This is a genomic window from Corallococcus sp. AS-1-6 (assembly GCF_020037015.1).
GTDB lineage: Bacteria > Myxococcota > Myxococcia > Myxococcales > Myxococcaceae > Corallococcus.
Genome location: NZ_JAIQDE010000004.1, coordinates 1 through 25,138, shown reverse-complemented (window position 1 = coordinate 25,138; position 25,138 = coordinate 1). Strand labels below are relative to the sequence as shown.

16 protein-coding genes are annotated in these 25,138 nt (G+C 73.3%); 8 read left to right on the top strand and 8 right to left on the bottom strand.

All coding sequences use genetic code 11. The annotated features are described in order from the left end of the window. Positions 1-28: 28 nt before the first annotated feature. Positions 29-2,977: an ATP-binding protein gene (locus K8612_RS39165; RefSeq protein ID WP_306799615.1), complete on the bottom strand. Its 2,949-nt coding sequence runs from the start codon at positions 2,975-2,977 to the stop codon at positions 29-31. A 385-nt stretch (positions 2,978-3,362) separates the two neighbouring features. Between K8612_RS39165 and K8612_RS07055 the strand changes: the two genes are divergently transcribed. From K8612_RS07055 to K8612_RS07035, 5 genes are all read left to right on the top strand, one after another. Beyond that, a complete protein-coding gene (locus tag K8612_RS07055) occupies positions 3,363-4,343 on the top strand; it encodes a ChaN family lipoprotein (protein WP_223761702.1) in 981 nt (326 codons plus the stop codon). Between the two features lie 307 nt (positions 4,344-4,650). Then, positions 4,651-5,052 (top strand): hypothetical protein, encoded by a 402-nt coding sequence (locus tag K8612_RS07050; RefSeq protein WP_223761701.1) that lies wholly within the window; start codon positions 4,651-4,653, stop codon positions 5,050-5,052. A gap of 16 nt (positions 5,053-5,068) precedes the next feature. After that, on the top strand, positions 5,069-5,524 hold the full coding sequence (locus K8612_RS07045) for an SMI1/KNR4 family protein (RefSeq protein WP_223761700.1): 456 nt from the start codon (positions 5,069-5,071) through the stop codon (positions 5,522-5,524). Between the two features lie 385 nt (positions 5,525-5,909). Further along, a complete protein-coding gene (locus tag K8612_RS07040; RefSeq protein ID WP_223761699.1) occupies positions 5,910-10,970 on the top strand; it encodes a hypothetical protein in 5,061 nt (1,686 codons plus the stop codon). 66 nt (positions 10,971-11,036) lie between these two features. Further along, a complete protein-coding gene (locus tag K8612_RS07035) occupies positions 11,037-12,134 on the top strand; it encodes an ADYC domain-containing protein (RefSeq protein ID WP_223761698.1) in 1,098 nt (365 codons plus the stop codon). 1 nt (position 12,135) lies between these two features. Here K8612_RS07035 and K8612_RS07030 read toward each other — a convergent pair whose 3' ends face one another. Continuing rightward, positions 12,136-13,068 (bottom strand): sigma-70 family RNA polymerase sigma factor, encoded by a 933-nt coding sequence (locus tag K8612_RS07030; protein ID WP_223761697.1) that lies wholly within the window; start codon positions 13,066-13,068, stop codon positions 12,136-12,138. Positions 13,069-13,196: 128 nt separating this feature from the next. Here K8612_RS07030 and K8612_RS07025 point away from each other — a divergent pair, with 128 nt between their 5' ends. Continuing rightward, a complete protein-coding gene (locus tag K8612_RS07025; protein ID WP_223761696.1) occupies positions 13,197-17,126 on the top strand; it encodes a bifunctional serine/threonine-protein kinase/formylglycine-generating enzyme family protein in 3,930 nt (1,309 codons plus the stop codon). A gap of 8 nt (positions 17,127-17,134) precedes the next feature. On the opposite strand, the gene K8612_RS07020 is transcribed toward K8612_RS07025, so the two are convergent. Both K8612_RS07020 and K8612_RS07015 read right to left on the bottom strand, forming a co-directional pair. Continuing rightward, positions 17,135-17,656 (bottom strand): GNAT family N-acetyltransferase, encoded by a 522-nt coding sequence (locus tag K8612_RS07020; RefSeq protein WP_223761695.1) that lies wholly within the window; start codon positions 17,654-17,656, stop codon positions 17,135-17,137. A gap of 10 nt (positions 17,657-17,666) precedes the next feature. Beyond that, positions 17,667-18,707 carry a hypothetical protein gene (locus K8612_RS07015; RefSeq protein WP_223761694.1) on the bottom strand — a complete coding sequence of 347 codons (1,041 nt, stop codon included), beginning with the start codon at positions 18,705-18,707 and terminating at the stop codon, positions 17,667-17,669. Between the two features lie 167 nt (positions 18,708-18,874). Between K8612_RS07015 and K8612_RS07010 the strand changes: the two genes are divergently transcribed. After that, entirely contained in the window at positions 18,875-19,153 is a 279-nt protein-coding gene (locus K8612_RS07010; RefSeq protein ID WP_223738570.1) for a hypothetical protein, read from the top strand. A 36-nt stretch (positions 19,154-19,189) separates the two neighbouring features. Here the strand turns inward: K8612_RS07010 and K8612_RS07005 are convergent, their stop codons facing one another. Further along, on the bottom strand, positions 19,190-20,116 hold the full coding sequence (locus K8612_RS07005) for an RluA family pseudouridine synthase (protein ID WP_223761693.1): 927 nt from the start codon (positions 20,114-20,116) through the stop codon (positions 19,190-19,192). A 99-nt stretch (positions 20,117-20,215) separates the two neighbouring features. On the opposite strand from K8612_RS07005, the gene K8612_RS07000 reads away from it, so the two are divergent. Then, complete coding sequence (locus K8612_RS07000; protein WP_223761692.1) at positions 20,216-21,451, top strand: MFS transporter; 1,236 nt, start codon at positions 20,216-20,218, stop codon at positions 21,449-21,451. 4 nt (positions 21,452-21,455) lie between these two features. Here K8612_RS07000 and K8612_RS06995 read toward each other — a convergent pair whose 3' ends face one another. The 3 genes from K8612_RS06995 to K8612_RS06985 are packed head-to-tail and all read right to left on the bottom strand — an operon-like array spanning position 21,456 to position 24,161. Further along, positions 21,456-22,532 (bottom strand): M20/M25/M40 family metallo-hydrolase, encoded by a 1,077-nt coding sequence (locus tag K8612_RS06995; RefSeq protein ID WP_223761691.1) that lies wholly within the window; start codon positions 22,530-22,532, stop codon positions 21,456-21,458. Beyond that, positions 22,519-23,388, bottom strand: coding sequence for a [LysW]-aminoadipate kinase (locus K8612_RS06990; RefSeq protein WP_223761690.1), 870 nt, complete (start codon positions 23,386-23,388; stop codon positions 22,519-22,521). Before K8612_RS06990 ends, K8612_RS06995 begins: the two co-directional genes overlap by 14 nt. After that, positions 23,385-24,161, bottom strand: coding sequence for an SDR family NAD(P)-dependent oxidoreductase (locus K8612_RS06985; protein WP_223761689.1), 777 nt, complete (start codon positions 24,159-24,161; stop codon positions 23,385-23,387). Before K8612_RS06985 ends, K8612_RS06990 begins: the two co-directional genes overlap by 4 nt. Positions 24,162-25,138: the final 977 nt, after the last annotated feature.

Here is a 25,138-nt window from a genome sequence, read left to right as displayed (position 1 = left end):
GGGCCTTGCTGCTGACTGCAATGACTCATCAGGAGCGCGGTCCCGCCAGGGGCAGTGACACCGTGAAGGTGGCGCCGCCCCCTGGCGTCTCGGACACGCCGACGGTGCCGCCGTGGGCCTCCACCACCTGACGGGCGATCCACAAGCCCAGGCCCAGGCCTCCGAAGTTGCGCACGGACACCGCGCGCTCGAAGCGCTCCCAGATGCGCTCCCGGTCCTCCGGACGCACGCCCATGCCGTGGTCCACCACCGTCAGGCGCGCGCACGGGCCCGCCTGCTCCACGCGCACCTCCACCGGCTTGCCCGCGCCGTACTTCAGCGCGTTGGACAGCAGGCCCTGCACCACCTGCTCCAGGCGCCCCCGGTCGAACCGGCCCCGCACCGGGCCCGCGATGCGCAAGCGCACCTCGCAGCCCTCCCGGCCCAGCTCCTCCCGTGCCTGGGCCACCTCCTCCGTCACCAGCGCGGAGAGGTCCGCGTCCTCCACGTCCAGGTGCACCGGCCCCGAGGACAACTGGGACATGTCGAGCAGCGTCTCCACCACCGTGGCCAGCCGGTGCACCTGCCGCCGCGTGAACAGGAGCCGCTCGCCCAACCGGGCGCGCTCCTCCGACCCCAGGCTCCGCTCGATGAGATCCAACTGGAGGCGGAAGCCCGCCAGCGGCGTCTTCAGTTCGTGGCTCACCACCGACAGGAACTCGTCCCGCGCGCGGACCGCCTCCTGCAACACCGCCTCGCGCGCCGCCAGCGCCGCCACCTCGCGGCGCACCCGCGCCATCTCCAGTTGGGTGCGCACCCGCGCCGCCAGCTCGCGCGCGGAGAAGGGCTTCACCAGGTAGTCATCCGCGCCCGCCTCCAGCCCCTCCACCGAGGACTCCTCGCCCGCGCGCGCGGAGAGCAGGACGAACGGGATGGCCCGCAGCCGGGGGTCCGCGCGCAGCTCGCGCAGCAGCCCGAAGCCGCCCAGGCGCGGCATCATCACGTCGCTCAACACCAGGTCGGGCGGGCGCGCGCGGATGGCCTGGAGCGCGGCGAAGCCGTCCTCCGCCGTCTCCACCGTCACGGACGCGTCCAGCAGGCCCGTGATGTACGTGCGCAGGTCCGCGTTGTCGTCCACCACCAGCACCCGCGCGGACATGGGTGGCAGGAGCGGGGTGGCCTTCGCTGCTTCCGACGCTCGCGGCCCGAGCTCCGGGCCCGCCGGGCCCATCCAGCCGCGGATCTCCTCGACGTAGGCGGACGCGCTCCGCGCGATGGAGTGCGCGGGACCTCTTCCCTCGGGGACGCGCTGCTCGCGCGGCAGGTGGCCGTGGCCCAGGGGCACCGCGACGCAGAAGGTCGCGCCCTGCCCCAGCGTGCTCGTCACGTCCACGGTGCCGCCGTGCAGCTTCGCCAGCTCCTGCACCAGGCTCAGGCCAATGCCGCTGCCCTCGTGGCTGCGCGAGCGGGCGTTCTCCACGCGGTGGAAGCGCTCGAAGATGTGCGGCAGCTCCTGCTCCGGGATGCCGCTGCCGGTGTCCCGGACCGTCAGCCGCGCCTGGCCGCCCTCGGTTCGCAGCCGGACGTGGACGCCGCCCTCGAAGGTGAACTTCATCGCGTTGGAGAGCAGGTTGAAGACAATCTTCTCCCACATCTCACGGTCCACCCAGACGGGCTCCGGCAGCGCCGGCAGGTCGAGCGTGAGGGTGAGCTGGGCGCGCTTCGCGATGGACTCGAAGTGGCTCACCAGCTCCGCGGTGAAGGCGGACAGGTCCGTGGGCTGGAAGGCCGCGCGCACGCGTCCGGCCTCCGTGCGGGTGAAGTCGAGCAGCGTGTTGACCAGCTTGAGCAGCCGGGTGGCGTTGCGCTGGACCAGGGACAGCCGCTCCGCCTGACGCGGCCCCAGCGGCTCCGCCGGATCCACCAGCGCGTCCTCCACGGGCCCGAGCATCAGCGTCAGGGGCGTGCGGAACTCGTGGCTCACGTTGCTGAAGAAGGCCGTCTTGGCCCGGTCCAACGCCGCGAGCTGCTCCATCCGCGCGCGGGCCTCCTGCTGCGCGCGGGCGCTGGAGACCGCCGTGGCCAGGGCCCCCGCCACCAGTTCGAGGAAGCCGCGATACTCGCCCTCCAGCCGCAGCACGGGGCTCAGGCCCGCCACCAGGAAGCCCAGGTCCCGGTCCCCTTCCGCGTGCGGCAGCGGCAGCACCAGGGCCGGCCGGGGCGGCTCCGAGGGCGGCGCTCCGAGCCAGCCGTTCACGTCCTCCACGCGCTGGGCCTGGCGCGTCCCCGCCGCCGGAGCCAACAGCCCTCCCGGGGGCCCCCGGTCCTCCGGCGCGCGCAGGCCGAGGTGCGCGGGCACCTCCGCGCCCCGGTCGCCCATGCCGGTGGAGCCCACGAGCGAGGCCCGCGTCCCCTGCGCGTCCGTGACGTAGAGCCACGTGAAGGGCAGGTCGGCGGGGTTCTCCGTCAGGACGTCCAGGCCGGCCCGGCACGCCTCCTCCACGGAGCCCGCGCCGCCCGCGCGCTGGGTGAGCAGGTGCAGCGTGCGCAGACGCCGCTGCCCCAGGACCTGCCCCGTGGTCTCCAGGGCCGGCGTGTAGAAGCCCGCCACCGTGCCGTCGTCATCCAGCACCGGCGTGTAGGACCAGGTGAAGTAGGCCTCCTCGGCGGTGCCATCCCGCTGGATGGGCAGCGAATGGCTCTCCGCCCAGTTCGCCTGCTTCGTGCGCTCCAGTTCGTCGAACATGGGCCCCAGTTGAGGCCACAGCTCCGGGAAGACGTCGCGCAGCGGCCCCAGCGCATGGTCCGGGTGCTTGGCGCCCATGATGGGGATGCCCGCGTCGTTGTAGAGCTGCACGCGCTCCGGTCCCCAGTAGATGAACATGGGGAAGCGCGTCGTCAGACACATGCTCACCAGGGTGCGCAGCACGGACGGCCACGACGCGATGGGTCCCAGCGGCGTCCCGGACCAGTCCCGCTCCAGGATGAGCCGCCCCATCACGCTGCCGCCGCGCAGCGTGTCCAGCCAGCCCTCCGCACGCGGCGCGGCCCCGGTGACTTCGGTCAGCCCCGGTGCGTTCTGTTCGTTCGTCGGACGGCTCAGGGGAGGCTCGAGGGGTGCGGGACGCGTGGACGAGGTGACCTGATGTGGACGTATCCAGCCGGTCTCCCCACTTCAACGCTGGAGTCTCCGAGGGCGGCCCCTTCCGTCGCCTGGCGAGCAGGCTCTCTCAGCGGGGAAGACCTCGAACCTCCTCCCTTGTTCTCCAGGGAGGCGGACGGGGCTCCCCCGGGCCTTGGGGCCCTCCCTCCTTGTGTCCGGGAGCGGCGGTCGCACCGCTTTCAGACGGGCAATGGCGGCGCGGTCTGGGTGAGATGACGGGATGACGCGAATCCCTTTCGTCCTCGTCCTCGCGCTGTCCCTTGGCTGTGCCAGCAGGCAGCAGCCCTCCCCTCCTCCCGCGCGGGAGTGGGCCACGACGCTGTACCGGGACCACCCGCTGGTGGGCCGCGTCTGGGACGTGGCGGCAGGCCGCTTCGTGGACGAGAGCGCCCTGCGCGCGGCCGTGGTGCCCGCGCGCTTCGTGCTCCTGGGTGAAAGGCACGACCACCCGGACCACCACCGGCTCCAGGCGGAGCTGGTGCGCGCGAGGACGGCCTCCGGGCAGCGGCCCGCGCTCGCCTTCGAGATGCTGGACGTCACGCAGCAGCCCGCCGTGGACGCGGCGCTGAGGGCCCATCCGGAGGACGTGGAGGGGCTGGCGAAGGCGGTGGATTGGGCGAACAGCGGCTGGCCCGCCTTCAGCCTCTACGCGCCCGTGTTCGCCGCGGGCCTCCAGGCGCGCCTGCCCATCGTCGCCGCCAACCTGCCCCGAGCGCGGGTGCGGGAGCTGGTGATGAAGGGACCGGAGGCGCTCCCCTCCGACCTGCGCTCGCGTCTGGGATTGGAGGCGCCCGTGCCCGAAGCGGAGGCGCAGGCGGTCCGCGAGGAATTGGACCGCTCGCACTGCGGACAGCTTCCCCAGCAGATGCTGGAGCCCATGGCGCTGGCGCAGCGGGCGCGCGACGCGATGATGGCGGACCGGCTGCTGGAGACCGTGCCCCGGGACGGCGCGATCCTCATCGCCGGCAACGGCCACGTCCGCGAGGACCGGGGCGTCCCCGCGCACCTGGAGCGCCGCGTGAAGGACGTCACGGTCTTGAGCGTGGCCTTGCTGGAGGTGTCACCGGACGCGCTGAACCCCCAGGACTACGCGGCTGTCGTTGGCGCCACCTCCCTGCCCTACGACTACGTCTGGTTCACGCCGGCCATGCCGGAGGACGACCCGTGCAAGGCGTTGCGGGAGCGCAACAAGAAGTCATAGAGCAAGGGAGCATCCATCCGCGCCGACGCAACTCGCGGCTTTGGCTAAGCTGTCATGGATGACCATGACAACCGCACTCACAGGTCACCGTCTCGCGAGCGCCGCTGCGCTCATCGCCCTCGTGGGCTGCGGCTCAGCAACCGTTGGCGGGGCCAACAGTCCGGCGCGTGGGAAATGGGTCAGCCCCATCCTCACGACGCCTGACGGAGGACAACTGCGCACGACCATCTACTACGGACCTTGGCAGTGCAGCGCCGCACTCCTGTCCCGCTGCGAGTCGAAGTGCTCGGCACAGGGGCTTCCCCTCATGGGCTGCATGTGGCTGGCCGACATCAAGGGGGACTGGAAGGGGCGCTACTTCTTCATGCCAGCGGAGGCCGGCGGCCGCATGGCCATCACCCACTGCTGCTGTGACTATCCGAAGGTCAGCAACGTGCAACGCCTTCGAGACCAGTGGTCCAACGCGAGGGACCGGTTTCGCGATGACTGGGCCTCCGAGTTCGGCGCGTGGCCCACGACGAGCGCAGGGAAGAACTTCCCCGGACACCACATCTTCGACCTGGGCCACGGCGGTCCTCCAGTCGCTCCGGGTAACATCCTCCCCGTACCGGCCGACATCCACCAGACGTTCAACGACGAGTACCCCGCCTGCTACGCGCCGGGCGGAAAGTGGCTGACGCCAGGGCTCGAGCGTCCGTACGCGGACTGAGGATTCCCCCGTGCACATGGACAACCTGCTGGCCGAGTTCTTCCGGCACCACTTTCCGAATCCTCCTGCGAGTTCCCAGCAGATCGCTGCCTTCGAGGCACGCATGGGTTGGCGGTTGGATGAGGAGATGCGCGTCTTCTACCTGCACTCCAATGGAGGGGGGCTCTTCGCGCCGATGCCGAATCCGAAGTACGGCATCCTGCCACTGGACGAGATCCAGCGGGCTCGCGTCGCCATCCGGGGCCGAGACCAGGAGAGCGCGGGTCCAGCCTCTCACTTCACGCTGGTGGACATGCAGGACACCGACTTCGTGATCGTGGACGTGGCAAGGAGAGAGAACGACCGGTACCCGCTGCTTGACGCCTTCCATGAGACGTATCCGGACGAGACACCCCTCATCGCGTCGAGCTTCGGGGAGTTCCTGGACAAGGCCCTTCGCAGTCAGGGCCGAACCTTCTGGCTGGGAAGATGATCGCCCGTGCAAGGCGTTGCGGGAGCGCAACAACAAGTCCTAGCACCGGCATTATCAGAGCCCGATGGCACGTGAATTGGCGGCACCGGCTGGCGCGGGTGCCATGACAGCAATTGATTCGTCTCCACTTCGTACCCCATCGGCTGTCTTCCCCCCCTGACAGTCCGAATCACAATCCAAGAGAATGACCATGATGACTCGAGACCTCGGGTTTCGTGCGTGGCGTTGGAGCACGGCGCCGGGCGCCTCGTGGTGACAGTGTCATCAGGGACGACACTCCGGGTGTGGGCGGCCCGGTATGCTGACGCACATGCTCTGTCCTGCCTGTACGGAACCGCGTGTGCCGGACTCCGGGCCCCTGTGCCCGGAGTGCGGTGCCGCCCTCGTGCCCGCCGCCGGGCGGCACCTGGATGACTTCGTGCTGGCGCGGATGCGACGGCGCATCGAGCACTGGCGCTTCGACGGGTTGCTGGATGCGGCCACGGCGGACCGGCTGGAGGCCTCGCTCGCGACGCATCCTGAAGCGGTCGCGAGCGTTCCAGAGGTTCCCGCGCCCGAGGCCGTGGGGGTTCCGGTTCCGGAGGAGCCGGTGCTCGACTCCGCGGCGCGCGTGGAGGCCTGGGCGGATGGCGTGGCGCACTCGCTGCGTCGCGCGGGCGGGTGGCGACCGGGGTGGCTGGCTTCGCTCGCGCACTCGCTGGAGGAGACGGCGCGGGCGGAGCGGGAACAGCAGGCGGCACTGCGGGTGCCGTCGCTGGACGTTGGAGAGTCCTCCCGTGTGGAGGACCTGGGTGACGAGGCAGCCCGGGTGGAGCGTGCACGGGTGGCTCGGCGGAGCGTGGTGGCTCCGGAGGACGGTGAGTCCTCCAGCGAGGAGGATCTGGGGTCGGCGCTGGGGTCGGGTCAGGCGTTGTTCGGCCGGGGGCACCTGGACTCTCTGGGAGGCAGTGGGCTGGAGGCCGTCATCGCGCTCGATGACGGCGACAACCCTCCCCGACTCAACGAGTACATCTGGTGGTTCCTCGGCGCGGTGCTTGTGCTGGGCGGCTCGCTCATGGGCGTGCGCGAGGCATGGCGGGCGCTGGGCGGAGTTCCCCGGCAGCTCATCGTCACGGGCGCGCTGCTGGGCTACCACGCGGCCTTCATCGGGCTGGGCGCGTTCCTTTCGCGGCGCTCCCGGTCGGCGGGGCGCGTGCTCGCGAGTATCGGACTCGCCTTGCTGCCGGTGGTGTTCATCGCGCTGTCGGCCCTGGTGGCCCTGACGCCCGCCGTTGGCATCCCCACCGCGCTCGGCGTCGCCGCCATCGCGCTCCTTCCGCTCCGGGCCGCGGGGCGGCTGTGGCATGGGACTTCGGCCACGTCCTTCGCGGTGGCGCTGTTCCCGTCGCTCCTGGCGGGGCTGCCGCTGATGGGTTGGGACGACGCGCCCTGGCTGCGTGCGCTGTGCGCGTTCGCGGGCGTGGTGGCGCTGGCGGCTTCGGTGTGGCGGGCTCGGTCGGGTACTGCTTCGTTCACCAGCGTGGGCGCCGCGCTCTACGGCGCGCTCTGGCTGGCGGTCTTCTGCGTGGCGAGCGCTCCCTCCGGTTTCGACGCGCTGGAGCCGGGGGCGCCCCTGTTCGCGGGGCTCGTGCTGTGGGCGGTGGCGCTGGGCGCGGTGGTGGCCGCGGGGGCGTCCGCGGATTCCGTCCGGGCGGCCCATCCCCGCGCGGCCCCGGTGTTCGAGACGCTGGCGCACGCGGTGGTCGCCAGCGGCGCGCTCGCGGGGGCGCTCGGCGCCTTCTCGGCCTTCCCGGGCGAGGACACCTGGGTGGATACCGCATCCGCCTGCGCGCCCGTGCTGGCCGCGCTCGTCTTCTTCCTGCTGGAGTTCCGTCGGCGGGCCCTGGTGCATCCGGCCGTCATGGCCTCGCTGCTCGCGGGGGCGCTGGTCGCTCGCGTGCAGGCGCCGGGCGATCCGGCGTGGTGGTGCTTCGGGGTCGCGGCGGTGGCGTCCGGGCTGATGCTCCTGGCGCGCGTGACGTCCTCCGCCGTCCTTCGCAACCGGATGCTCGCGTGGAGTGTCGTCGTCTCGCTGGCGACGATGCCCGCGTTCTCCGCGGTGACGTGGACGCAGGGGACGAGCGCGCCCTGGCCCCAGGCGTACACGGGTGCGGTCATCGCGTTCGCGGCCCACCTCGCGGGGCGGTGGAGATGGCGGGGCCTCCACTACCTGGGCGGTGTCGCGCTGCTCTTCGGCGCGCTCTCGGCGGTGGACGGGACTCCGTGGCTCGCGTCCAGCGCGGCGGGCCTGGGCGTCTTCGCGCTCGCGGCGGTGCTTTATGGCCTGGGCGGGCTCGCACAGTCCGCGTGGCTGGAGCGCCAGGGGCTGCGGGACGCGCTCCGCCCCCTGGAGGACCTGTCGCTGTGCATCGCCGCGCTCGGGGTGGCTCGGGCGCTGGGGGTCGCGCCCGTATTGCCGGATGCGCTCGCGGAGGTCGCGGGCTCACAGGCGGCGCTGCTCGCCTGCGTGCCCACCGCGCTGGCCACGGCGGTGCTGCTGCTTCGCGTCCGGCGCGATGGCAGCCGGCTCGTCGGATTCCTGGCGGCCACGGGGCTCGCGCTCACGGTGTCGCAGGGCCTGGGGACGGTCTCCGACTTCGCCTCGGCCCGGGCCGCGCTCGTGGCGGCGGGCCTGGCCTTCGGCTTCACGCTCTTCGCGATGCTTCGCGGCCCGGGCCTCGACAGGGTGAAGGGCCGGCGGCTGCTGGACGTCGTCCCCCTGCCGTTCGGCGCGCGGGGACGGCCGCTCTTCACGGACGGCTTCGCGGGCGCCGCGCTCGTGCAGGCCGTGCTCGCGGTCATCACGCTCGTCAACTGGGTCGCCCTGCCCGACAGCGCCGGGCGTCCGGTGGCCCTGCTCGCGGGCGGGCTGCTCACCGCGGGCGCGCTGCTGGCGTTCGTGTCCCGTGGCTTCGTGGCGTTCCATCTGCGGGGTTCGGTGGTGACGCTCGCCGTGAGCGGCGGGTTCATCGCGCTCACCGGGGTCGTCAATCGCGCGGGCCGGCCGCTTCCGCCCGATGTGTCCGCGTGGCGCCTGCCCCTCATCGGCATCGCGCTGTGGGCCCTGGCGCTGGTGCTCCGGCGCGTGGGGCCGTGGGTGGCCCAGCGCCTGGAGAACCCCAGGCACGGGCCGCTGTACCACGCGGTGCCCCACCTGGGTGTGGCCGTGCTGGCCGTGCTGCTCCTGCGCTCGGCCGTCGTCGTGGGCCTGCCGGATCCGTCCCGCGCGCTGGGGCTGGTGCCTCCGCTCCTGGTGCTGGGGCCCGCGCTGCTGACGGTCCTGCTGGCGGCCTCGTTCCGCTCGCGCATCCTCGCGCATGGGGGGCTCCTGCTGGGGCTCCCCGGCGCCGCGCTCTGGGCCGCGCAACAGTCGCTGCTCGGGAGTCCGCTGGTGGCCCTGCGGCCTCCCGACGGGCAGTGGATCCGCGCCACGGCGGCGCACCTCATCAGCCCTTCGCTGAGCGCGTCGCACCCCGCGGCCTGGATGCCCCCGGGCAGCACGCACTTCCTCCTGTGGCAGCAGGCGTTCGCGGGCATCGCCGCCGCCGGGCTCGTCTACGCGGTGTTCGCGGTCGCGGTGGCCCGGGTGGACGCGGGACGTGCGTTCTTCCGGCGGCTGCTGTCCCTGGGCACCGATGACCGCCCGGGCCCCTTCCTCGATGCCCTGAGCAGGGAAACGCTCACCGCCGTGGTGCTCGTGGCGGGGGCGGCCTTCTTCCAGCCCGGCGTGCTCGCGGCGGACCTCGTCCTCGCCACCGGTGCCGTGCTGTTCGTGGGGGGCGCGCGAGGCCGTGGGCGCGGAGTGGTGGGCCTGGGGCTCCTGCTGCTCGTCCATGCATTGGCCCACCTGATGCCGCACCTCGAACCGTGGCCGGGCCCCACGCTGGCGCTGCTGGGGCTCGGGGTGGTGGTCGTCGCGCCCTGGCTCGCGAAGCGGCGGGGCCACGACGAGGGCCGCACGCGGCTGCGCGCCCACCTGGCCGTGCTGCCCTACTTCATCGCCGCGACGGTGTATGCGCTGGCCGTCGAAGGGCACACGTCCTCGACGCTGGCGGTTCCCGTCCTCGTGTGGGAGATGATCTCGGGGCTGACGGGCGCATGGATGAGGTCCTCCGCCTTCCCCCTGACGCTGGGGCTCCTCTCCGCTGCGCTCCTCGTGGCGGCCTTCCAGTGGCGCGGGGCGCTCGCCGGCTTCATCGCGGGGCTCGGGACGATGGTCGCCGGGGGCGCGGTCGTCGCCACGGGGCTGGCGCTCCTCGCGCAAGCCAGGGCCCCCTGGGACCCCACGTACCTGCCCCTCTTCACCCGGTCCGGAGCGGAGCTGGCGCTGGCCGCGGCGGGGAGCGCGCTGGCCCTTCACATCGCCCGCCGCATGACGTCCCGCCGCCGGAGCGACGTCGCGGGAGGCATGGGGTGGGGCCGCGACCTGTGGCTGGTGGCGAGCGCGGCGCTGCTGGCGGCCGTCGCCGTGGGAGGCCAGGCCTCCGAGGACGTGCTGCCCGTGGCGCTGGCGGCCATCGGGCTGGCCGTGGGCGTGTCCCTGCACGCCGCGTGGCGCGAGCACACGGGCCGCCATGTCTACTTCGTGCAGCTCGCGGTGGTGGGCGTCTACGCGCTGGTGCGCGGGCTGTACGCGCAGGGCCTCCGCCCCGAGCATGACGCCCTCTTCGCGCTGTCGCTGGGCTTCGTCCTGGTCGGCGTGACGGTGCTGGCGCGCAGGGCGGGCGTGCGCCCCGTGGAGCAGGCGACGCGGCGGTTCGCGGCGCTCCTGCCCATCGCGGTGGCGCTCATCCTCCCCGGCGACGCGACGGGGGACGCCGCCCTGCTCGCGGGAGGCTCCGGCCTGCTGTACGCGGCGCTGGGCGCGGTGGAGCGCAGCCGGATGTTCGGCGCGTTCGCCGCGGCGGCCTGCAACCTGGCGCTGCTCATCGCCGCGCTCGCGTTCGGCCTGGAGGGGCTGGAGGTGTACCTGGCGCCGCTGGGGCTGCTGCTCCTGATGATGGGACAGCTCTTCACGTCCAGCCTCCCGCACGCGGCGCGCAACGCGGTGCGCATCCTGGGCGGCCTGCTGCTGTACGTGCCCGCGGCGGCGAAGCTGGCGGCCCGCATGGGCGAGTCCGCGGACGGCACGTATGCGATTGTCTTCGGCGCTGTCTGTCTTCTGGGCGTGGCGGTGGGCATGGCCCTGCGCATCCGCGCCTACCTGGCGCTGGGGACGCTGTTCCTGCTCCTGGACGTGGTGGCCAACCTGCTGGACGCGGGCCTCCGGGACCACCGCATCGGCTTCCTGGTGATGACACTCACCGGCCTCACCATCGTCACCGGGCGCGTGATGGCGACCTTGAAGCGCCAGGAGTGGGACCTGCTGCTGCGGCGGGTGCGCGTCCAACTGCGCGGCTGGGATTGACGGCCCCGTGCGGGGGGCGGACGGATTCCGTGCATCGATTTCAGGCCCGGGGTCTCATCCGAAGCGATGAGCGCGTCCTTCCGAACCCTGCCGGTGTGCCTGTTCCTGCTCCTGTCCTCGCCAGGACAGGCCGCGCCGCCCGCCGCCGCCCCGAAGCCCGCCCCCACCCGGACCGTGAGCGGCCCGACCGACGCCGAGCGCTACGCGCGCCGGTGCCAGTCCCAGACGGCCCAGCGCATCGCCCGGCCCCAGGGCACCATGCTGTGGGGAACCAAGCGCGGCTGGGATGAGAAGCCGACGGACGAGCGCACCAGCGTGCTCGTCTCCGTGGCGCTGGACGCCCCCCGGCAGGCGGAGGACGGGGTGAAGGCGCTGCGCTTCGAGAATGGCCGGCTGTGGCCGGTCCCCGCGCCGGAGGCAGGGGCGACGGCCAGCGACGTGGTGGGCACCGTGCTCCAGGGCACCGCCAGCGACGGCAAGCCCGTGGAGGTGGCCCTCTGCGGCGCGGAGCCCGCGGCGGACGACCCCACCCGCGTCTTCTACCGCATCGAGGCCTGGAACCCCGTGGCGCGAGAGTGGGAGAACCCCTGCGTCGCGCTGGAGCGCTCTCCCGCGCCCCGGGCCCTGGCGGTGGGCGGCGTGTGGGACGCGAGCGGCGCCCACGCCGACGCAGCGGACCGGATCACCTTCGCGTGTGAGAACGGCGCCATCTCCAAGTGCATCCTCTGGGGCTACGCGCCCTGGGCCACGCGCGACGGGCAGTCGCTGGCCGGCCTCCACCAGGCGTGCACCCGGCTGGCCCGCGCGGACTACTGCGGCAACGGCCGGAGCCACACGCGCCAGGACACCACCATCGACATCTACGACGGGCTGGGCGTGCTGGAGCGCGCGACGGAGGTGACGCGGGAGTGGGACCCGGCGAAGGGGTCCTTCGAGGCGGCCTGGGCGCCCGACGGCGCTACCTGCCTGTCCCGCACCCGCGACGGCCGCGCGCTGGAGGGCATCCTCCAGGAGTGCCCCGGCCGGTTCCAGGCGGACACGGCGGACGCACGCGAGGACGCAGAGGCGTGCACGGTGCGCCGCGGCGACGTGAAGCCCGGGGCCGCGCTCTTGCGCAACCTCTCCTATGGCCCCCCGAAGGCGGACCCCGCGCGAGCGCGGTAGGTCAACCGTCCGACGAGGGCTCGCGCTTCTCGTCGAGGAGCTGGCTCAAGGTCAGGTCGAGCTGGCTGTCCACGAAGGCGATGAAGCTCTGGAAGTCCTCCGTGGAGAGGCCCAGTTGTTCCTGCAGGCGGCGCCGGGTCTCCGCGTAGACCTGCTGCTGCACCCGCTTCAGCCAGCGGGAGATGGTGGACTGGTTGACGCGGAAGAGCGGCGCCATCTCATACGTGGAGAGCCGGTCGGCGAAGTGGAGGCGGAGCAGATGGCGGTCCTCGGCCGACAACGTGGCGGCGGCTTCGCGCACGGCCTGACGGAAGGCCGCGTGGTGGCGGCGCTTCATCACGTCCAGCTCCGGGTCCAGCCCCTGCGCGGGCAGCGCCTTGAACAGCTCCTCCGCGTCGTCCTCCGTGGAGGGCTTCTCCTGCCCGCGCAGCTTGTGGGTGATGCGGCTGGCGATGACGACCACCCAGCTCAAGAGGCCCCCCCGCCCCGTGTAGTCCGCGATGGCGGGCACCTGGCCCGCGCTGGCCACCAGGAGCTTCACGCCCACGCGCTGGCGGACCTCGTCGATCATCGCGTCCGGTTGGCGCAGGCTGCGCAGCCGCTCCGGCAGCCGGGACAGGTAGTGGCGCTCGAAGGCCTCCAGCGCGGCGGAGTGGCCCTGGAGGCACGCGCACGCCAGGTACAGCTCCGGCAGGGACAGGGCGGAGACGAGCGGCGCGACGGGCGCGGTGGGGCTCGCCGGGGGGAGCCGCTCCGCGACGTGGGTCACGAAGCGCTCGGCGGGCAGCGGGATGCCCGGCCAGCGGGCCTGCGCGTCCTCCCAGGCGCGAGACAGCAAGGCGTCGAGCTCCGCGAGCGCTTCCGGCGAGGGGGCCACGAAGCGCGTCTTCGTGTGCGAGAGGAAGGTCGTGGCCAGTGCGGACACCTGGGACATGGCAACGCCATACCATGCCGGGCCCCCGCCCGCGCCCCAAGCGCATCTCGCGCACGGTGCGTGGCGCCGTGTCCGCGTGTGTCATTGAACGCCGCGCGCGGCGTGACTAGCGTGAGGGTCCCCACTCCGTGAGCGCGCTCCCTTCCAGTTGCCTGACCGACGACGTCCTGGTCCAGCTCCTGGAGGACCAGCTCACGGACGAGGCGCTGGCGCAGGTGCACCGCCACGCCTCGGGGTGCGGCGAGTGCCGGAGCCTGCTGGCCACGCTCACGCCCGGCATCCAGCGCTCGTCCGTGGAGGACGCGGAGCCCCCCGACGCGCGGGAGACGGACCTGCTGCCGCCGCCGGAGCCGGAGCCCTGGACGCCGCCGCCGTCGTTCGATGCGTTCCGCCTGGAGCGCCCGCTGGGCCGGGGCGGGATGGGCATCGTCTACCTGGCGCATGACACGTCGTTGGATCGGCGCGTGGCGGTGAAGTTCATGGCGGCGGCGCGGCCGGATGAGCGCTTCCGCGACCTGTTCACCACGGAGGCCCGGGCGCTCGCGCGGCTGCAACACGCGAACATCGTCAGCGTGTTCAGCGTGGGCGCGGTGGACGGCCACCCGTACATCGTCTCCGAGTACGTCGTCGGCGAGACGCTCGCGGAGCTGCCCCTGCCGGTGCCGTGGCGCCGGGTGCTGTCCCTGGGCGTGGGCCTGGCGCGGGGGCTGGCGGCGGCGCACCGCCAGGGCGTCCTGCACCGCGACCTCAAGCCCTCCAACGCGCTCGTCACGCGCGAGGGGGAGGTGAAGCTGCTCGACTTCGGGCTCGCCGAGCGCTTCGAGGTGGGCTCGGAGCTGGCGTCCGGCTCGCCGCTGCTCGTGGGCACCCTGCCCTACCTGGCGCCGGAGGTGCTCACCGGGGGCCCTGCCTCCGCGCGCAGCGACCTGTACGCGCTGGGCCTCATCCTCCATGAGCTGTGCACGGGCCAGGTGCCCCGCCGCGCCTCGCGGAGGCCCGAGGACGCCCCGCCCCGCGCCGCGCTGGGCCCGGAGGTGGACCCCGACTTCGCCGCCCTCATCCAGCGCTGCCTCGCGGTGGAGCCGCTGGAGCGCTTCAACTCAGCGGAGGCGTTGAGCGAGGCCTTGGAGCAGTTGGAGCGCTCCATCGCGCCCGCGCCGCTGGGCGCCGGCAATCCCTATCGCGGGCTCGCGCCGTTCGCGGCCGAGCACCGGGCGCTCTTCTTCGGACGCGAGGGCGACATCCGCGCCGTGCTGGAGCGCCTGCGCACGCGGCCGCTGGTGCTCGTCGCTGGCGATTCCGGGACGGGCAAGTCCTCGCTGTGCCGCGCGGGCGTGCTGCCCCGGGTGGCGGCCGGAGACCTGGGCGACGGACGCGAGCCGCACGTCGTCACGCTGTGGCCCGGCCATCGCCCGCTCGACGCGCTGGCCGCCGCGCTCGCGCCGGTGCTGGGGCGGAGGGAGGCGGAGCTCGTCACCGCGCTCACGGACACGCCGGCCTGGCTGGGACAGGCGCTGCGCGAGGCGCATGCCCGCGGGCGGGGGCTGCTGCTCTTCGTCGACCAGTTGGAGGAGCTGCTCACCCTCTCCGACCCCGGGCAGGCCGCGCACTTCGCCCGCGTCCTGGGGGAGCTGGCCCTGCCGTCACCGGGCGTGCACGTGCTGCTGGCGGTGCGGGGCGACTTCCTCACGCGCCTGTGCGCGCTGCCGGGCCTGGGGGAGGAGGCGGAGCGGGCGCTCTACATCCTCCGGCCCCTGTCGCCCGAGGGCGTACGCGAGGCCATCATCGGCCCGGCCCGTGCGCGGGGCGTGGCCTTCGAGTCGCCGGAGCTGGTGCGGACGCTCGTCGACTCCACGGCGCATGGCGTGGGCAGCCTGCCGCTGCTCCAGTTCGCGCTCGCGGAGCTATGGGAGCGCCGCGACGCCGCGCGGGGCCGCATCACGCGCTCGGCGCTGGAGGCGATGGGCGGCGTGGCCGGAGCGCTGTCCCGGCACGCGGACGGCGTGCTCGCGCGCATGAGCCCCGCGGAGCACGCGGCGGCGCGGCGGCTGCTGCTCCAGTTGGTGACGGCCGAGGGCACGCGCATCGAGCGCGGCGCGGAGGACCTCGCGGACGCCTCGGATGACACCTCCCGCGCGGCGCTGCGCATGCTCGTGGAAGGCCGCCTGCTGCACACGCGCACGGTGAGCGGCCTGCCGCGCTGGGAGATCGCCCACGAGTCGCTCATCTCGAGCTGGGGCACGCTGCGCGACTGGCTGGACGACGACATCGGGCACCGCGTGCTGCGCAAGCGCGTGGAGGCGGCCAGCGCGGAGTGGGACCGCCTGCGCCGCGCCAGCGAGGCCCTCTGGGGTCAGCGCCAGTTGGATGAGGTGCGGGTGCTGGAGCCCGCCACGCTGGGCCCCCGGGAGCAGGCCTTCCTCCGGGCGTCCCACCGGGCCGTGCGCCGCGCGCGCTGGGGACGGGGCCTCACCGCGCTGGTGCTCGCGCTCGCCGTCCTGGCGTCGTATGGCGGCCTCCGGCTCCAGGCGTACCTGGAGGACGCGCGCCACATCGCCGCGGAGCTGGGCACCGCGAAGGAGGCGCTGGCCTCGGGCCGCACCCTCGCCGCGCGGGCGCTCGCGAGCCGCGAGGAGTCGCTGGCCATGTTCGACGGCCGCCCTCCTTCCTCACTGGGGCCGGAGACCGCGACGGATGCCACGGGCCTGCGCAGCGCCGCGGAGAAGCGCTGGACGGAGACGCTCGCCCTGCGCGACCAGGCGGAGGCCGCCTTCACCCGCGCCAGCCGGAGCCTGGAGCGCGGCCTGGACCGCGACCGCCACCATGCCGACACGCGCCGGCTCATCGCGGAGGTCCTGTCCGAGCGCGTCCTGCTCGCGGAGGCCTTCCACCAGCGCCACGAGCGCGACGCGTGGCTCCAGCGCCTGGAGCAGGAGGTGGACTCCGCCAGGGAGGGCGAGGCCTCCCTGCGGCGGTTCCACGAGCCCGCGGAGCTGCTGGTCGAGAGCACGCCACCGGGGGCCCGCGTGTCCATCACGCGCGTCCTGCGGAGCGACGGGCCCTTCCGCCGCGAACCCGTGCCGGCCGCGGGAGGCTCGCGCTTCGTCCTCCCGGAGGGTTCCTACCTGCTCCACGTCACGCAGCCGGGCCGGGTGCCCCTGGACGTCCCGGTGTTCCTCACGCACGGCTCGCGTGAAGCGCTGCGCCTCACGCTCCCCACCCAGGTGCCGGAGGGCTACGTCTACATCCCGCCGGGCTGCTTCCTCCTGGGCAGCGCGGAGCCGGAGGTGGTGCGCCGCTTCACCTTCAGCCCGCCCATGCACCGCTACTGCCTCACCGGCGGCTATCTGGTGGGCCGCGACGAGGTGACGTTCGGGGACTGGCTGACCTACCTGGAGGACCTGCCCCCGGACGCGCCCGCGAGGAGGATCCTCGAACAGCCGCACTTCGGCGACGGAGGCACCATCACGCTGCGGTGGCGGCAGGGCACGGGCTGGGTCTTCACCTTCCACCGCACCCGCGAGGAGTTCCGCACCGCGAAGGAGGGCGAGCCCCTGCTCTACTCGGAGCGCACGCGGCACGCGAGCGTCGACTGGAAGCGGCTGCCGCTGTCCGGCGTCTCCGCGCAGGACCTGGAGGGCTACTTCTACTGGCTCCACCGGACGAAGCGGCTGCCGGGAGCGCGCCTGTGCGGCCAGCACGAATGGGAGTACGCGGCCCGGGGCGCGGACGGCCGCCGCTATCCGCACGGCGACCAGCTCCAGCCCGACGACGCCAACATCGACGCGACGTATGACCGGCGGCCGTTGGCCTTTGGCCCGGACGCGGTAGGGACACACCCCGCGTCGGTGAGCCCGTTCGGCCTGCGGGACATGGCGGGCAACGCCTACGAGCTCACGCGCTCCGTGACGCCGGAGTTCGGCAGCGTCGTGCTGCGGGGAGGCTCCTGGTATTACGACTCGTTCGTCGCGGCGAGCGCCGACCTGTCCCCCGGCGACGCGACCGCGCGGGACGTGCGCAGCGGCGTGCGCGTGTGCGCTTCCTTCGACCCGCGCTGACGCGAGCGTCAGCGAATCACATACACGCGGTTCGGGATGCCGTCCTCGGTGACGTGGCGGTCCAGGTGCATCCCCAGCCGCTCCGCCACGCGGAGGGACGCGGCGTTCTCCGGGTGGATGATGGCGACGAGGGGCACGTGCGGCAGGTGCCGGGCCGCCAGCGCCAGCGCGACGCGGGACACCTCCGTGGCGTACCCGGAGCCCCAGGTCTGGGGCACGAAGCGGTAGGCGAGGTTGAGCACGCGCTGGCCCTCCAGCTCCTTGTGGCGCAGGCCGCCCAGGCCCACGACGACGCCGGGCGCCTCCAGCCGCTCCACCAGCCAGTACCCCACGCCCTCGCGCGCCCAGTCCTCCAGCCAGAGGCCCATGATCCGCCGCGCGTCGTCCAGCGTCTGCATGTAGCCACGGCGGCTGAACTGGTTCGTCGTGGGGTCCGAATGGAGGGCGAAGACCGCGTCCAGGTCGTCTTCGCGGATGGCGCGGAGCAGCAGCCGGCCGGTGGTCTGGCGTTCGAAGTGCGGACGAAGCATGCCGGGCAGTCTACGTGAGCCAGTCCAGGGCGTTGTCCTCCAGCGGCGGGAGCCAGCCCCTGCGGCGCCGGGTGGTGACCTCCTCGCGCCAGGTCTCGCGTCCCCCCGGGATGGGCCAGGCGCGCGAGACGGTCCCCCTGGGGTCGGGGGTGAAGCTGTGCACCAGCATGCGGTTGACGCGGTCGACGGTCTCTGGCGTCGCGCCCGCGCGCAGTTGGAACTCCGCGCTGAACAGGGCGCCCTCCTCGCGCACGGCGCTCGCGGGACGCGGCGGGGTGACGAAGGGCCACAAGCCCAGCAGCGGAGGCTCCACGCCTTCGAGCAGCGCCGCGTGCAGCCGGTCATGACCATCCAGCACCAGCCACTTCGCGAGGATGTCCACGTACAGCAGCAGCACGGGCGGCAACGTCCCGTCCCGTGCGCGCTTGCGCCAGCTCTTCACGCGTCCATCCTCCGGCGACGAGGGCACGCGAAGCGCGAGCACGGCGCCCGGCCGCTGCTCGGGGAGCGACTCCCACCAGTCCTCCTTCCAGGCCGTGAGGAACCGCGTCACCGCGGAGAGCGAGTGCGGCGGCAGGGGCGGCTGACCGAAGCCCCACTCCATGGGGGAGACGGGATGCCGCTCCGCCTGCTCCGCGGCGATGGCGCGCACGGGGCGCAGACACCAGGAGCCGGCGTGGAGCACCGGCAGCGGAGCCTCCACGAGCGCACGCGCCACCCGCCAGGCCCAGGCCTCCCACCAGGGCCCGGTGCCGGACGCGGCCTCCACGGCCCGGACCTCGGGCGCGGACAGGGGCGGCAGGACCTGGGGGAAGAGGGCCGTTCCCCGGAGGAAGACGGCGCGGTCCCAGTAGGAGTCGATGCGGGTCCAGAGCAGCGTCTGTCGCATGCCGCGCAGCCGGAGGCGGTAGCCGGGAGCCGCGTCCAGGTGCATGGCGGGCCGTTGCGCCCAGCGGCCCGCGGCGGGGACGTGCAGCAGCAGGCCAGGGCCCGGGGTCTCCATTCCCCAGCTCCGCGTGTCATCGGCGACGATGGAGACTCCTGCGTTCATGCGCCGCGTTCCTCCAGAGGCCCGGCTCCCACGGGCTCCTCCAGCGTACTCCGTGGGACGCCCGTGCCGCCGACCGCACGCCAGGCATGCGGCCGTGCACGGAGGGCCCGCCGCCCCCTGCCGCCCCGCGCGGACGCACCCCACCTTGGGGCAGGAGGTGAGGCGCGATGGCGGACAGGATTCTCGAGCAGCAGCACGAGCATGAACGGGAGCAGGAGCGCGAGCGGCTGCGCGAGCAGGAGCAGAAGGACCTGGAGGTGGAGTCGCGTCGCGGCGCTCGGCCCCTGGAGGGCTTCGCGGGCGGGCACACCACGTGGACCGGAGACCAGGACGACGCGGCCGCAGCCCGCGTGCACGCCGGTGACGCCGAGGCCTCCTGGGAGGCCAGTGAACGGCAGGCCCGTCTGGAGCCGCCCGAGCCCGACGCCGAGGACGACACCCGGTGAGCGTGCCGCCCTGATCCGCCCGGTGCCCGGACGGTATCAGGCGACCCCGCGCAGCACCGTGAGCCCCCGCTGGAAGTCCTCCGGCGGCGGTGACTCCACCTGGATGAGCTGTCCCGTCGCGGAGGACGGCACCTCCAGCCGCCACGCGTGCAGGGCCTGACGCCCCACCGCGAGCGCCGCCGGGTGCCTGCGCGCCTCCTCCGGGCCATAGAGCGAGTCCCCCAGCACCGGGAACCCGGCCTCCGACAACTGCACGCGGATCTGATGCGTGCGCCCGGTGTCCAGGTCGATGTCCAGGAGCGCCCCCTCCCGGAACCGCTCGCGCACCGTGAACGTCAGCGCCGCCCGGCGCGCGGAGGGCACGCGGGTCGTGAAGCGGCGCGGATCCTTCGGGTCCCTCGCGTACGGCCCCTCCAGGTGCCCCGTGTCCGGCGGGCGGCCCAGCACCAGCGTCTGGTAGCGCTTGTCCACGCGCTTCTCCTGGAACGCCTTCAAGAGCGCCGCCACCGCGTCATCCGTCCGGGCCAATGCCAGACATCCGCTCGTCTCGCGGTCCAACCGGTGCACCACGCCCGGCTGGGCCACGCCCTCCACGTCGAAGGGCGGGCACCGCGCCGCGAGCAGCCCCACCACCGACGCCGCCCGCCCCTCCGGCTCCACCACCAGCCCCGGCGGCTTCGCCACGATGACGAGCGCCGCGTCGTCGTACAGCACCGGCAGCTCCGGCCCCTCCCGCGAGGCATGCGGCGACGGCCGGGGCTCCGGCGTCTCCAGGGTGAGCTCCTCGCCGCCCCACAGCTTGCGCGTGGCCTGCGCCTTCTTGCCCCGGATGCGCACCCGGCCCGCGTCCAGCAACGCCCGGGCCCGCTCCGGCGTGAGGCCCGGGACGTGCTTCGTCAGGAACCGGTCGAGCCGCTCGCCGGCAATCTCCCGGGGAACCACGAGAACCTTGTGCCGCGTCATGGCTTTCCCCGTCTCCCATGGCGGCCAGGGAGTCAACCACCGTGTAGGCGTGCGCCCACCGAGCACGCGTCAGGGGCGCGCTGTAGAAGGAGTGTCTCCGTGGCCACCTCCCTGTTCTCCCGTTCGGGCTCCGCCCGGGCCCTGTCCCATCGCGACTTCACCCTTCTGTGGTTGGGCACGCTCGTGTCCAACATCGGCACGTGGATGGAGTCCGTGTCGCTGGGGGTCTACGTCACGCAGGTGACGGGCCAGGCCGCCTGGACGGGCGGCGTCGCCGCGCTGACGCACCTGCCCTCGCTGGTGCTCGCGCCCCTGGGCGGCGCGCTCGCGGACCGCTTCGACCGGCGCACCTTCATGGCCGTGTGCATCTGCGTCCAGGCCCTGCTCGCCGCGCTGCTGACGGTGCTGGCCGGGACGAACAACCTGTCGGTGCCGTGGGTGGCGGCCATCTCGCTGCTCAACGGCGCGTTCAGCACGCTGGTCATCCCCTGCGCCACGGCGCTCACCGTGGCCGTGGTGCCGCCGGAGGACCTGCACAACGCGCTCAGCCTGGACTCGGCGCAGTTCAACCTGGGCCGCATCATCGGCCCCGTGCTGGCCGCGCTCGTGCTGACGAAGGTGGGCATCGCCGGGGCGCTGTTCGTCAACACGCTGTCCTTCCTCGCCGTGCTGCTGGCGCTCGCGGGCATGCGCGGCGCGGCCAGCACCCTGCCTCCCAAGGCCGAGGCGCTGTGGGCCGGCATCATGCGCGGCGTGCGGCTGGCGTGGACGGACCCGGGCATCGCGCTCGCGCTGGGCTCCGGCGCGCTGGTGGGGCTGCTAATCTCCCCCTTCGTGGGGCTGGTGCCGGTGTTCGCGCTGAAGGTGCTGGGCGGGGACGCGACCACCACGTCCATGCTGCTCACGGCGCAGGGGACGGGCGCGGTCATCGCGGCGTTCGGCTCCGGCGCGCTCGCCGCGCGGATGGGGCGGCGGGCCTTCCTGGAGACGTCGTTGCTGCTGGTGGGGCTGTGCTCCGCCGCGTACTGGCTCTCCCCCACGCTGCCGGTGGCCCTGGTGACGCTGTTCATCCTGGGCGCGGTGTACCTGGTCGCCTTCACCGGCCTGAAGACGGTGTGTCAGGCGCGCACGCCGCCGGAGCTGCAGGCGCGCGTGAGCAGCCTGTTCCTGCTCCTGGTGAACGCGGGCTACATCCTGGGCGTCTGGGGCCAGGGCGCGCTGTCGGACCGGGTGGGCGTGCGGCCCATCACCGCGGGCTGCGCCCTGCTCTTCTTCGGCATCGTGGTGGGGATGCGGACCCTGCGCGCCAGGGGCCTGGCCGCGCTGGGCACCTGAGCCTTCAGCCCCCCGCGGCCCCCTTCACGGGCAGCAGCGCCAGCACGCGCGCGAGCACCGCGACGCCCTCCTCGTACTCCGGCAGGTCGATGTGCTCGTGGGGCGTGTGGTCCAACGCCGCGTCGCCGGGGCCGTACGCCACGGTGGGCACGGCCCACGCGGAGGCCACGGTGTTCCAGTCGGACGTGCCCGTCTTCAGGCGCAGCGTGGGCTTCACGCCGCGCTCGCGGATGGCCTGCTTGAAGACGCGGGAGAGCGCGTCGTTGCCGTTCGTGGACACGGCGCTCTTCCGCGCCACGGTGCGCACCGTCACGGTGGGCACGGTGGCCAGCGCCGCGAGCAGCGCGTCGGTGTCCGTGGACGGGCCGGTGCGGATGCTCACGGCGGCCGTGGCCCACTCCTCCGTCTCCGTGGCGCCGGTGTGGAAGGCGTTGAGGGAGGGGAGGTTCTGCTCGAAGAGGGACGGGCGCTCGCGGTTCCAGTCGTCACACAGGCGCTTGAGCGCGTTCCACGCGTCGATGACGTGCTCGGCGGCGGCGCGGTAGTCGCGGCTCGCGGTGTGGCGGCGGCCGGCGCGGTGCTCCAGGTCCAGGCGCAGCAGCCCCTTGTAGCCGATTGTCACCGCGTGCGCGCCGCTGGGCTCGCCGTTGATGACGAAGTCCGGGGCGTACTGGTCGCGCACGTGCAGGGCGCCGCGGGTGATGGCGACCTCCTCCTCCACGCAGCCCAGGAGCAGGAACTGCTTGCCGGCGCGCTCCGCGTCGTCCAGCAGCTCCACGGCTTCGATGAACGCGCACAGCGGCCCCTTGGCGTCCACCGCGCCCCGGCCGTAGAGCTTCTGCCCCTCCAGCCGCACGGGCACCTCCCCGGGCACGGTGTCGATGTGGCCCAGGAACGCGATGACGGTGTCCCCGTCACCGTAGCGGGCGACGGCGTTGCCCACGGCGTCGGTGTGCGCCCGCCAGCCGCGTGTGCCCAGCCGCTCCACCAGCGCTCCGGCGAAGGAGTCCTCCTGGTGGCTGGGGCTGTACTGCTCCACCATCCACCGCAACAAGTCGACGCCTGGCTCACGCGTCCGCATCCGCCCTGCCTCCCTCGCGAAGGGTGAACTTCGTACCGCCCGCCTCCTCCAGCGCGGAGAACACCGGCCGCGCCACGCGCGACGCGCTCACGTACGCGGTCGGGACGCCGCCCAGCAGCGCCCGGCGCACGGCCTCCAGCTTGTAGCGCATGCGACCGCCCGCGAGCGGCATGCAGCCCTCCACGTCGTCGCTCGAGCGCACCAGCGAGGCAGGGTCCTTCGGATCCGCCAGCAGCCCCGGCACGTTGGAGAGGATGACCAGGGCCCTCGCGCCCAGCGCCGCCGCGATGGACGACGCCACGTGGTCCGCGTCCACGTTCACGAGCACGCCGTCCTCCGTCACCGCGGGAGGGCACACGACGGGCACGTAGCCGCCCTCCAGCAGCGTCCCCAGGAGCGCCGAGTTCACCGAGGAGACCTCACCGGCCAGGTGCTCGCGGTCGATGCGCATCCGTCCGCCGGGGTCCTGCAGCTTGAGCGGTGGCCGCCTGCGAGCGGTGAGCACGCGGCCGTCCGCGCCGCACAGGCCCAGCGCGGTGACGCCCTTCGCGAGCAGCGCGAGCACCACGGCCTTGTTGACCTCGCCCACCCACGCCATGGTGAGCGCGCGGAGCGTGGGCGCGTAGGTGAGGCGCACGACGTTGCCGTTCGCGGTGGTGGCCTCCGGGCGCTCCAGGCCCAGCGAGCCCAGCAGCCGCTCCCCGGCCTCCGAACCGCCGTTGACGACGACGACGCGCTCGCCCTGGCGGACGAGCTCCACGACGTCCGCGCAGACATTCTCCAGGTCCACGCCCGCCGCGCCGCCAATCTTCACGACGACGGGACGGCGGGACGGGGCGGCGGAGGTGGCGCTCATCCGATGACGCTCGCGCCACCGTCCACGAGCTGCACGGTGCCGGTGATGAAGGAGGCGCGCTCGCTGGCGAGGAACACCGCGGCGGCGGCGAACTCCTCCGGGAGCCCCACGCGCTTGAGCGGGATGTGCGCGCCCATGGCGCGAAGCCCCGCCTCCACGTCACCCGCGTTGCCGGCGGTGCGCTCCACCGGAGGCGTGCGCATGTAGCCCGGCGCCAGCACGTTGACGGTGATGCCGGCGTCGCCCAGCTCCTGCACCAGCGCGGCGGAGAAGCCGACGATGCCCATGCGAGCGAAGCCGGACAGCGCGAAGCGGGCCACGGGCCGGTGCACGGTCTCCGAGGTGATGAACAGCACGCGTCCCCATCCGGCCTTCTTCAGGTGGGGCAGCGCCGCGAGCGCCAGGGAGATGGGCGGCAGCAGCACCGCGTCCGTCGCGTTCCGGTACGCGTCCACGCCAAAGGAGGAGGCCGGGCCGGGAGGAGGTCCCCCGCTGTTGGTGACAACGACGTGCAGCGCGCCCAGCTTCGCGGCCACGTCCTCCACCCAGCGGCGCACGTCCGCGTCGTCCTTCACGTCCACACGAGTCGCCATGATCCGGCCGCCCCGGGCCACGGACTTGAGCCGGGCCTCCGCCTGGGCCAACCGGTCCGTGTCCCGAGCGCCAATGGCGACATGCGCGCCCTCCTTCGCCAGTTCCTCCGCGACGGCGAGTCCCAGCCCGCTGGAGCCACCAGCGACGAGCGCGACCTTGTTGGCGAGTCCCAGTTCCATCCGCGTTCCTCCAGAAGTTGGCGCACGGCCGCCGAACGAAAGCGCCGCACGACAAAGAACCGCACCAGCACGTGTCGAGGCCATCCAGCCCGGCCCCGCACGACACAACGAAAGCCACCCGGGAAATGGCAATCGTCACCCAGCCCCAGACCCCCTCCCCGAGCACTTCGCACCGGCCCGGACCGCGTTGCCCCAGTCGTCCCTCATGGTCCCCACAGCCCCGGGGTTACGGCCCGCGAATCGCCAGCCGTCCCAGCGCCCCCCCACCCGGAACGGGCAAACCTGTCCGACAGTCCAACAAGTTTCCCCGCCAGGCTGAGGTAGGCAGCCATCCAGAGACAGCGTTCCCAAACCTGTCCGACTGTCCGACAAGTTTCCGCGGCCCCAGACGAACACTGCCTCCAGCCAAGGAGCGCCCAGACCCGTCCAACAGTCCGACAGCCCCAGATGGAACGACGCCCCCAGCCACGGAGCACCAAAACCTGTCCGACAGTCCGACAGGCTTCCGCAGCCCCGGATGGAACGACGCCCCCAGCCACGGAGCGCCCAAACCTGTCCGACAGTCCGACAGGTTTCCGCTGCCCGGTCGGACCAACCGCCCCGGCCGCGGTGCGCCAAAACCAGCCCGAGTGTCCGACAGGTTTCCGCTGCCCGGTCGGACCAACCGCCCCGGCCGCAGTGAGCCCAAACCGGTCCGACTGTCCGACAGGTTTCCGCTGCCCAGGTGGACCAACTGTCCCCGGCCGCAGTGCACCAGCACCGGTCCGACAGGCTTCCGCTGCCCGGTTGGAACAACTGCTCACGGCTGCGGGGCACCAGAACCGGTCCGAGCGTCCGGAGAGCTCCCCGGCTTGGGCGGAACGAGGTCCCCGGCCTCGGGTCTCCGAGACCAGTCCGACTGGAGGTCTGCGCGGAATAAGCAGTCCTACGAGCCGCATAGAGGTGGGGTGACATCGCAAGAAGAAGCCCCCAGCGGG